This is a genomic window from Nonomuraea sp. NPDC048882 (assembly GCF_040649755.1).
Taxonomy (GTDB): Bacteria; Actinomycetota; Actinomycetes; order Streptosporangiales; family Streptosporangiaceae; genus Nonomuraea; species Nonomuraea maheshkhaliensis.
In genome coordinates, this window is record NZ_JBEZGB010000009.1 from 60,349 (window position 1) to 69,834 (window position 9,486).

The following is a 9,486-nucleotide window of genomic DNA, read 5'->3' on the forward strand; positions in this document are numbered from 1 at the left end:
CCCTTTTTCCGGTATGCGATCTATGGACCTCACTCGATGACTCGAACCATATGTTCCAACAATTCCAGTGAATGACAACACGATAGACCGGTTATCTTGGGAAATGTTTGTTACCAGAATCATCGTGGGAAGGATCCGCGTCTGGTGGCATCCGTCCGGCTTTGATCAATGTCGCCGGTGAACGGCGGCTGACTGCCGGTTCCGTACCAGGTCAGAAGGGTTGTTCGGCCGCGAATTGGCGATCTAGGATCGCGAATAGGCGCCTCGGGGAGCCCGGTTGAAGATCGTTCCAAGGTGTAGGCGGTCGGGAGATCGTTCCCCGCGGTGAAGATCGTTTCCGCTCCGCGCGGCGGCGTAATCCGGTCATCGTGCCGCCGGCGGCCTCGATCCCGCACCCCGCCGAAACCCCGCCGCCCCCCGAACGCGAAGAACCGCGCCCCGGGGTGGCGGGGCGCGGCTCAGAGTTTCGGCGGCGGCGGGCTCAGTCGGTGCCGAGCTCCATGGCGGCCTGGTCGAGCAGTTCCTCGTCGTCGGAGACATCGCCCGGCGACGGCACCTCGCCACGGGCGGCGATGGCCTCGGCGCCGCCCTCGGGCATCGCGCCGATCAGGTCGGTCGCGGCCACCTGCGTGGCGCCCAGCAGCGTCTGGTGCGGGCTGCCGACCATGCCGAGCCCGGCGTACTGCTCCAGCTTGGCGCGCGAGTCGGCGATGTCGAGGTTGCGCATGGTGAGCTGGCCGATGCGGTCGAGCGGCCCGAACGCGGCGTCCTCGGTGCGCTCCATGGACAACTTGTCGGGGTGGTAGCTGAACGCGGGGCCGGAGGTCTCCAGGACGGAGTAGTCTTCCCCGCGCCGCAGCCGCAGCGTCACCTCGCCGGTGACGGCCGTGCCGACCCAGCGCTGCAGCGACTCGCGCAGCATCAGCGACTGCGGGTCCAGCCAGCGGCCCTCGTAGAGCAGCCGGCCCAGCTTGCGGCCCTCGCTGTGGTAGCTGGCCAGGGTGTCCTCGTTGTGGATGGCGTTGACCAGCCGCTCGTAGGCGGCGTGCAGCAGCGCCATGCCGGGAGCCTCGTAGATGCCCCGGCTCTTGGCCTCGATGATCCGGTTCTCGATCTGGTCGGACATGCCCAGCCCGTGCCGGCCGCCGATGGCGTTGGCCTCAAGCACCAGGTCGACGGGGGAGGGGAACTCCTTGCCGTTGATCGTCACCGGCCGGCCGCGCTCGAAGCCGATGGTGACGTCCTCGGTGGGGATCTCCACCTCGGGGTCCCAGAACCGCACGCCCATGATCGGCTCGACCAGCTCGATGCCGGTGTCGAGGTGTTCGAGCGCCTTGGCCTCGTGGGTCGCGCCCCAGATGTTGGCGTCCGTCGAGTACGCCTTCTCGGTGCTGGCGCGGTAGGGGAGGTCGCGGTCGAGCAGCCACTCCGACATCTCCTTGCGCCCGCCGAGCTCGTGGACGAAGTCGGCGTCCAGCCACGGCTTGTAGATGCGCAGCGACGGGTTGGCGAGCAGGCCGTAGCGGTAGAACCGCTCGATGTCGTTGCCCTTGAAGGTCGAGCCGTCTCCCCAGATCAGCACGCCGTCGTCGAGCATCGCGCGCACCAGCAGGGTGCCCGTGACGGCCCGGCCGAGCGGGGTGGTGTTGAAGTAGGTGCGGCCGCCGGAGCGGATGTGGAACGCCCCGCAGGACAGCGCCGCGAGACCCTCCTCCACCAGGGCCGCCCGGCAGTCGACCAGGCGGGCGATCTCGGCGCCGTACGCGCCGGCGCGACCGGGCACCGAGGCGATGTCGGGCTCGTCGTACTGGCCGATGTCGGCGGTGTAGGTGCAGGGCACCGCACCCTTCTCGCGCATCCACGCGACCGCCACGGAGGTGTCGAGGCCGCCGGAGAAGGCGATCCCGACCCGTTCGCCTACTGGGAGAGAGGTGAGCATCTTGGACACGAGTAGAAGTATATACATACGACTGCATGACCATTCAATGAGGCTCGCGAAGAAACCGGGCCGGTGTGTCGAAGGTCTCGTCCGGGCGAGCGGGCTCCCGGTGCGCGCCACCGGGGTGCCGAGGTGGCCCGGAGGCAAACTTTAAGTCACTTGCTTGACTCGGTCTCCCCTGCTTGGTTGGCTGATACCGCCTCAAATCGACAGGCGGCGTCACTGTGAGACAGGCCGAACGTCAAGGAAGGTCATCGATGAAGATCACCACGGACGAGGCGGTCCCCGAGTTCCCCGGCGTCAGGGCCGCGACGTGCCCGTTCGACCCACCGCCCGAGCTGCGGGAGCTGCGCCGCCACGGCCCGCTGGCCAAGGTGCGGCTGTGGGACGGCAGCACGCCGTGGTTCGTGACCACGCACGCCGAGCAGAAGGCGCTGCTCGGCCATCCGCAGGTCAGCGCCGACGTCACCCGGCCCGGCTATCCGATCCACACCGCCGGCATGGGCGGGGGCTCGCTCAGCTTCATCCTCATGGACGACCCCGAGCACGCCCGGCTGCGCCGCATGGTGCAGGGCGCGTTCACGGTCAGGCGGGTCGAGGGCATGCGCCCCGCCGTGCAGCGGATCGTGGACCGGCTGATCGACGACCTGCTGGCCGGGCCGAAGCCGGTGGACCTGGTGGAGGCGTTCGCGCTGCCGGTGCCGTCGCTGGTGATCTGCGAGCTGCTCGGGGTCCCGTACGCCGACCACGACTTCTTCCAGGACAACAGCAAGACCGTCATCAAGCGCAGCGTCACGCCGGAGGAGCGCGCGGTCGCGTTCGGGAGCCTGTTCGAGTACCTGGACGGGCTCGTGGGCAAGAAGATCGAGCACCCGGCCGACGACCTGCTGTCCAAGGTGGCCGCCCGGGTCGGCGCCGGCGCGCTGACCCGGCAGGAAGCCGCCCAGATGGGCGTGCTGCTGCTGATCGCCGGGCACGAGACCACCGCCAACATGATCGCGCTCGGCACCCTCGCCCTGTTGCGCCATCCGGCCCAGCTCGCGCTGCTGCGCGAGAGCGAGGATGCCACGCTGGTCGCGGGGGCGGTGGAGGAGCTGCTGCGCTACCTCAACATCACCCACAGCGGCCGGCGCCGGGTCGCGACGGCGGACATCGAGATCGCCGGCCAGGTCATCAGGGCGGGCGAGGGCATCATCATGCCCAACGACATCGGCAACCGCGACCCCGAGGTCTTCCCCGACCCCGACGAGCTGGACGTGAGCCGCGACGCCCGCCGCCACGTGGCCTTCGGCTTCGGCGTGCACCAGTGCCTCGGCCAGCCGCTGGCCCGGCTGGAACTGCAGGTCGTCTACGGCACCCTCTACCGGCGCATCCCCACCCTGGCCCTGGCGGCGGAGATGGAGGAGATCCCGTTCAAGCACGACGGCCAGGTCTACGGGGTCTACGAGCTGCCCGTCACCTGGTGAGAAGGGCGGACCGGGACCGGGCGCGCGCGGGCGATAATGATCCCGACCCCCGGCCCCGACCCCCGAGGAAGCGCCTTGAGCCGTGCAGCGGAACCCGACGGGAGCTCCGTGAGCCGTTCCGCCGGATCTGACGGGAGCGCCTTGAGCCCGGCGGCCGGACCTGACGCGAGCGCGCTGCTCGACCGCGTGCGCGCGCTGGCGCGCGGCGGCGAGCGGGTGCTGATCGGCATCGCGGGCTGTCCGGGAGCGGGCAAGTCGACGCTGGCCGGTTGGCTGGCCGGCGCGCTCACCGAGACCGGGTTGCCCGCCGTCTGGGTGCCGATGGACGGCTTCCACCTGGCCGACGTCGAGCTCGAACGGCTCGGCCGGCGCGGCCGCAAGGGCGCCGTGGACACGTTCGACGGCCACGGCTACCTGGCGCTGCTGCACCGCCTGCGCGCCGAAAAGAGCGACGTCGTCTACGCTCCCTCGTTCGACCGCGAGATCGAGCAGCCCATCGCCGGCGCCATCCCGGTCCCTCCGCAGGCCAGGGTCGTCGTCAGCGAGGGCAACTACCTGCTCCTGCCCGGTGAGCCGTGGCGGCGGGTGAAGGCCGCGATGACCGAGGTCTGGTACACCGACCTCGACGACCGGATCCGCCTGGAACGCCTGACCGGCAGGCACGTCCGGTTCGGCAAGACCCCCGACGAGGCCGTGCGCTGGGTCGCCGAGGTGGACGAGCCGAACGCCGCGGCCATCCGCGCCACCCGCGACGCCGCCGACCTGCTGGTGGACTTCGACCGGCTGGGCATCTCCTGAGCCGGCCCAGGGCGGTCCTGGCCGCGCACGCCGATTTCCGCCGGCTGTTCCTGGGCAACTCCGTCTCGCTGCTGGGGTCCAGCGTCACGACGGTGGCGCTGCCCCTGACGGCGGTGCTCCACCTGGACGCCTCGGCCACGGAGATGGGCCTGCTCGGCGCGGCCGGGCTGTTACCGCACCTCGTCCTGGGGCTGCCCGCCGGCGTGTGGGTGGACCGGCTGCCGTACCGCCGCACGATCGTGCTGGCCGACGCGGCCAGGGCGCTGCTGCTCGGGGCGCTGCCCGTGCTGGCCGCCCTCGGTCTGCTGCGGATGTGGCACCTGTACGCGGTGGTGACGCTGGCCGGGGTGGCCGGGCTCTTCGAGGCGGTGGCGGCGCAGTCCTTCACCCCGTCGCTGGTCCCGCGCGAGCGGCTGCTGGCCGCCAACAGCACGCTCATGCTGAGCAACGCCACGGTGAACACCACCGGCTCGGCGGCGGGCGGTCTGCTGGTGTCGGCGCTCACCGCTCCGGTCGCCATCGCCGTGGACGCGGCCTCGTTCGCGATCTCCGCCCTGCTCAAGACGCGCATCGGCGTGGCGGGCCGGCCACCGGCGGCGGGGGAGCGAAGCCGCGTGCGGCTGCGCACCGACATCGCCGAAGGGCTGCGCGCGGTCTTCGCCGACCGGGTCATGCGCGCGGTGATCCTGGCCGCCACCGTGGGCGCGCTGGCCGGCCAGGCTCAGGCCGTCGTGCTCGTCCTCTACCTGGTCCACGACCTGAAGCTCACGGCGGGCCTGATCGGCGTCCTCGTCGCGGTCAGCGGCGTGGCGAGTGTCGCCGGCGCGCTGGTGGCCACCCGCGTCACCCACCGCTTCGGCCCAGGGCCGACGTTCATCGCCGGCATGGGCCTGGCCTCCGCCGCCGGGCTGGTGCTCGCCGCCGCGGCCGGCCCGTTCGCCGTCACGCTGGCCGTCCTCGTCGTGTCGCAGGTCCTGCGCGGCAGCGGCCCCTCCCTGTTCGGGGTCAACCAGCAGACCCTGCGCCAGGCCCTGATCGCGCCCGGCCTGCTCTCCCGGGCCAACGCCACCTGGCGGTTCCTGGCCTACGGGGGCCAGGCGCTCGGCGCGCTGCTCGGCGGCGCGGCGGGCACGGCGCTCGGGCCGCGGGCCACGCTGGTCGTCACGTCCTGCCTGATGCTGGCCGGCACCGCGATCGGGCTGGCCTCGCCGCTGCGCTCGCTGCGCGAACTGCCCGGCCGCTAGTGATGCCCGATGGGGGCTAAGACGTACCGGTAGAACTCGTAGCCCGCGAAGGCGATCACCGGCACCCCGAGAGCGATGAGGATCCGGCGCGGCAGCGGCATCCGGAAGGCGGGGGAGGCGATCGACGGCTCCGCATCCTCGGCGGGGACGACCGGCGCTCTGGGCAGCGGCGGGGGGTCGGGGGCCGCCGTCAGCTCGGGATGGCGGCTGAGGTAATGAGCGGGGAACGAGGTCAGGTGGTAGGCGCCGCACGCCGGGCAGGCCATCCCCGACCAGGGCGGCTGCACGGTCACTCCGGCGCTCAGCCAGACCTGGACCTCGTTGCCGTGGTCGTCGGTCATGTGACGGACAAGGTAGTCCTCCTCCCAGACGTACAGGCAGCGCAGGCACTCGAAAGGCCAGGACTCTCGGGACTCGAACCCGTCGCGCACGAGGAGCCTCCTCGGTCGGGCGATGAGCGGTCACTTCGACTCTCCGCCCGCCCCCGCCTCGTCATGCAAGCGCAGGTTATGACACGGTGCGCTACAGAATGCTCACCTTGCGTCATGTTAGGGCTGGGGGTTTGCGGGCGCGTTCTGAGCGGTATGTGCGCTACGGAGAGGTGATGGAGCATCACCTGGAGTGGCCGATCGGGGGGTTGGGCCATGACGACATCCACCGCGCTCGACGAGGTGCACATTCTGTGGACCTCGGAGGGGCTGAGCTGCGACGGCGACACCGTGTCCGTCACGGCCGCCACGCTGCCCAGCATCGAGGACGTGCTGCTCGGCCTCGTGCCCGGCCTGCCCAAGGTGCACCTGCACAACAAGGTGCTGGCCACCGAGGTCGGCGACGCCTTCATGGCCGCCTTCCACCAGGCCGACCGGGGCGAGCTGGGGCCGTTCATCCTGGTGGTCGAGGGGTCGATCCCGAACGAGCGGATCAACGGTGACGGCTTCTGGACGGCCATGGGCAACGACCCGGCGACCGGCGAGCCGATCACCGTCAACGAGTGGATCGACCGGCTGGCGCCCAAGGCGTGGGCCGTGGTCGCGATCGGCACCTGCGCCGCGTACGGGGGCATCCACGCCATGGCGGGCAACCCCACCGGCGCGATGGGACTGACCGACTACCTGGGCTCCGGCTTCCGCTCGGCGGGCGACCTGCCGATCGTGAACGTGCCCGGCTGCCCGGTGCAGCCCGACAACTTCATGGAGACCCTGACCTGGCTGCTCTACCAGGCGGCCGGCCTCGCGCCGACGATCCCGCTGGACGAGATGCTCCGGCCCACCTGGCTGTTCGGCAAGACCGTGCACGAGGGCTGCGACCGGGCCGGCTACTACGAGCAGGGCGACTTCGCCCGCGACTACAACTCGCCCAAGTGCCTGGTGCGGGTCGGCTGCTGGGGCCCGGTGGTCAACTGCAACGTCACCAAGCGCGGCTGGATGGACGGGGTCGGGGGCTGCCCCAACGTGGGCGGCGTCTGCATCGCCTGCACGATGCCCGGCTTCCCCGACAAGTTCATGCCGTTCATGGACGAACCCCCCGGCGCGTCGGTGTCGGCGACGGTGAGCGCCGGTTACGGCTCGCTGATCCGCAGGCTCCGCTCCATCACCAACCGCTCGGCCAACAAGGAGCCGAAGTGGCGGCACAACGGGCGCAAGCTGACCAGCGGGTACGACCCCCGCTGGGGCAACTAGGGGGAACGGCAAGGTGACAACCCGTACCGCGGGACGCGGCCAGGCGAAGGGTACCGAGCGCGAACTGGTCGAGATGTCCTGGGACCCGATCACCAGGATCATCGGCAACCTCGGCATCTACACGAAGATCGACTTCAACAACCGCGAGGTGGTCGAATGCAGGAGCACCTCGTCGCTGTTCCGCGGCTACAGCGTGTTCATGAAGGGCAAGGATCCGCGCGACGCGCACTTCATCACCAGCCGCATCTGCGGCATCTGCGGTGACAACCACGCGACCTGCTCGATCTACGCCCAGAACATGGCGTACGGCGTCAAACCGCCGCCGCTGGCCGAGTGGATCATCAACCTCGGCGAGGCCGCCGAGTACATGTTCGACCACACGCTCTTCCAGGACAACCTGGTCTTCGTCGACTACTGCGAGCAGATGGTCAAGCAGACCAACCCGAGCCTGCTGCGGCGCGCCGAGACCACCGAGGCGCCGAACGCCCGCATCCACGGCTACCGCACGATCGCCGACGTCATGCGCGCGTTCAACCCCTTCGAAGGCGACGTCTACCGCGAGGCGCTGCAGGTCAGCCGGGTCACCAGGGAGATGTGCTGCCTGATGGAGGGGCGCCACGTGCACCCGTCCACGCTCTATCCGGGCGGCGTCGGCACCGTCGCGACACCCCAGGTGTTCACCGACTACCTGGCCAGGCTGCTGCGCGTGCTCGACTTCGTCAAGAAGGCCGTCCCGATGAACGACGACCTCTTCGACTTCTTCTACGAGGCGCTGCCCGGCTACGAGGAGGTCGGCCGGCGCAGGGTGATGCTCGGCTGCTGGGGCGCCTTCCAGGACCCCTCCGCCGTCGACTACGACTACCGGAACATGGCCTCCTGGGGCCGCAAGATGTTCGTCACGCCCGGCATCGTGCTCGACGGCGAACTGCTCACCACGAGCCTGGTCGACATCAACCTCGGCATCCGCATCCTGCTCGGCAGCTCCTACTACGACGACTGGCAGTCCGAGGAGACGTTCGTCACCCACGACCCGCTCGGCAACCCGGTCGACCAGCGCCACCCGTGGAACCAGACGACGCTGCCCAAGCCGCAGAAGCGCGACCTGGAAGGCGGCAACTACAGCTGGGTGATGAGCCCCCGCTGGTACGACGGCCGCACCGGCGACCACCTCGCGCTCGACACCGGCGGCGGCCCGCTGGCCAGGCTCTGGGCGACCGCGCTCGCCGGGCTGGTCGACACCGGCACCGTCCGCGCCACGGGCGGCTCCGTGGAGATCAACCTGCCGAAGAGCATGACCCTGCCGGAGATGAGCTTCGAGTGGAAGGTGCCGCGCTGGGCCAACACCATCGAGCGCAACCGGGCCCGCGTCTACTTCGTCGCGTACGCGGCGGCCATGGCGTGCTACTTCGTCGAGCAGGCGATGGGCGAGGTCAGGGCCGGGCGGACCCAGGTGTTCAACGACTTCGACGTGCCCGACGAGGCGATCGGCTGCGGCTTCCACGAGGCCGTGCGCGGGGTCCTGTCGCACCACATGGTGATCAGGGACGGCAAGATCGCGAACTACCACCCGTACCCGCCGACGCCGTGGAACGCCAGCCCGCGCGACAGCTTCGGCACGCCCGGCCCTTACGAGGACGCCGTCCAGGGGCTGCCGATCTTCGAGGAGAACGGGCCCGAGTCGTTCAAGGGCATCGACATCATGCGTACCGTGCGCAGCTTCGACCCGTGCCTGCCGTGCGGCGTGCACATGTACCTGGGCGACGGGAAGGTGCTCCAACAGGTGCACTCGCCGACGTTCGGCGCGGCCGGATAGGCGGCGGGGGCGATGACGGAGCGGATCGAGCGCATCGAGGCGCTCCTCGACGAGGCAGAGCCGGCCGCGATCGAGCTGGTCGGGGAGCTGCTTGAGCTGTACGGCGACGGGCTGGCGCGGGTGATGGCGCTGGCGGGCGAGCCACTGGCGGCGGAGCTGGCCGGCGACGAGCTGGTCTCTCACCTGCTCGTCCTGCACGACCTGCATCCGCTGCCCGTACGGGCCCGCGCCGAGGCGGCGGCGGCCGGGGCGGGGGCCGAGCTGCTGACCCTGGAGGACGGCGTGGCCCGGTTGCGTGTACGCGCCTCGGGCTGCCGCTCGTCGGCCACGGCGGGGGTGGAACGGGCGGTGCGCGCGGCGGCGCCCGAGGTGGAACGGGTGGAGGTCGAGCTGGACGAGCGGCCGGTGATCCCCGTCGAAACGTTGACCGTACGACGCGGGGCGGCGGCGCAGTGAGCGACGCAGCGGGCGGCGGCGCCGTGGTCGGCAAGACGCGTGCCGGCGGCGGCCTGCGCCTGCACGACCTCACCCGCCGCCGGCGCACCAC

General features: G+C 70.7%; 8 protein-coding genes. 6 read left to right on the plus strand and 2 right to left on the minus strand.

What is annotated here, in order from left to right; genetic code table 11:
• Positions 1–481: 481 nt before the first annotated feature.
• Positions 482–1,948, minus strand: coding sequence for an argininosuccinate synthase (argG, locus tag AB0C27_RS30095; RefSeq protein WP_357850439.1), 1,467 nt, complete (start codon positions 1,946–1,948; stop codon positions 482–484).
• Between the two features lie 248 nt (positions 1,949–2,196).
• Between argG and AB0C27_RS30100 the strand changes: the two genes are divergently transcribed.
• The 3 genes from AB0C27_RS30100 to AB0C27_RS30110 all read left to right on the plus strand — a co-directional run bounded on the left by AB0C27_RS30100 (position 2,197) and on the right by AB0C27_RS30110 (position 5,447).
• The gene (locus tag AB0C27_RS30100) at positions 2,197–3,405 is read left to right on the plus strand and encodes a cytochrome P450 (protein WP_357850442.1); all 1,209 of its coding nucleotides are present in this window, start codon (positions 2,197–2,199) and stop codon (positions 3,403–3,405) included.
• A 141-nt stretch (positions 3,406–3,546) separates the two neighbouring features.
• The gene (locus tag AB0C27_RS30105) at positions 3,547–4,203 is read left to right on the plus strand and encodes a nucleoside/nucleotide kinase family protein (RefSeq protein WP_357850445.1); all 657 of its coding nucleotides are present in this window, start codon (positions 3,547–3,549) and stop codon (positions 4,201–4,203) included.
• Positions 4,204–4,220: 17 nt separating this feature from the next.
• Positions 4,221–5,447, plus strand: coding sequence for an MFS transporter (locus AB0C27_RS30110; protein WP_357851386.1), 1,227 nt, complete (start codon positions 4,221–4,223; stop codon positions 5,445–5,447).
• Here AB0C27_RS30110 and AB0C27_RS30115 read toward each other — a convergent pair.
• The gene (locus tag AB0C27_RS30115; RefSeq protein WP_357850448.1) at positions 5,444–5,878 is read right to left on the minus strand and encodes a hypothetical protein; all 435 of its coding nucleotides are present in this window, start codon (positions 5,876–5,878) and stop codon (positions 5,444–5,446) included. The genes AB0C27_RS30110 and AB0C27_RS30115 overlap by 4 nt on opposite strands.
• A gap of 213 nt (positions 5,879–6,091) precedes the next feature.
• Between AB0C27_RS30115 and AB0C27_RS30120 the strand changes: the two genes are divergently transcribed.
• From AB0C27_RS30120 to AB0C27_RS30130, 3 genes are read left to right on the plus strand one after another with little or no spacing between them, the layout of a single operon-like run.
• A complete protein-coding gene (locus tag AB0C27_RS30120) occupies positions 6,092–7,126 on the plus strand; it encodes a hydrogenase expression protein HypE (protein WP_357850451.1) in 1,035 nt (344 codons plus the stop codon).
• A gap of 13 nt (positions 7,127–7,139) precedes the next feature.
• Positions 7,140–8,939, plus strand: coding sequence for a nickel-dependent hydrogenase large subunit (locus AB0C27_RS30125; protein WP_357850454.1), 1,800 nt, complete (start codon positions 7,140–7,142; stop codon positions 8,937–8,939).
• A 12-nt stretch (positions 8,940–8,951) separates the two neighbouring features.
• Entirely contained in the window at positions 8,952–9,395 is a 444-nt protein-coding gene (locus AB0C27_RS30130; RefSeq protein ID WP_346113751.1) for a hypothetical protein, read from the plus strand.
• Positions 9,396–9,486: the final 91 nt, after the last annotated feature.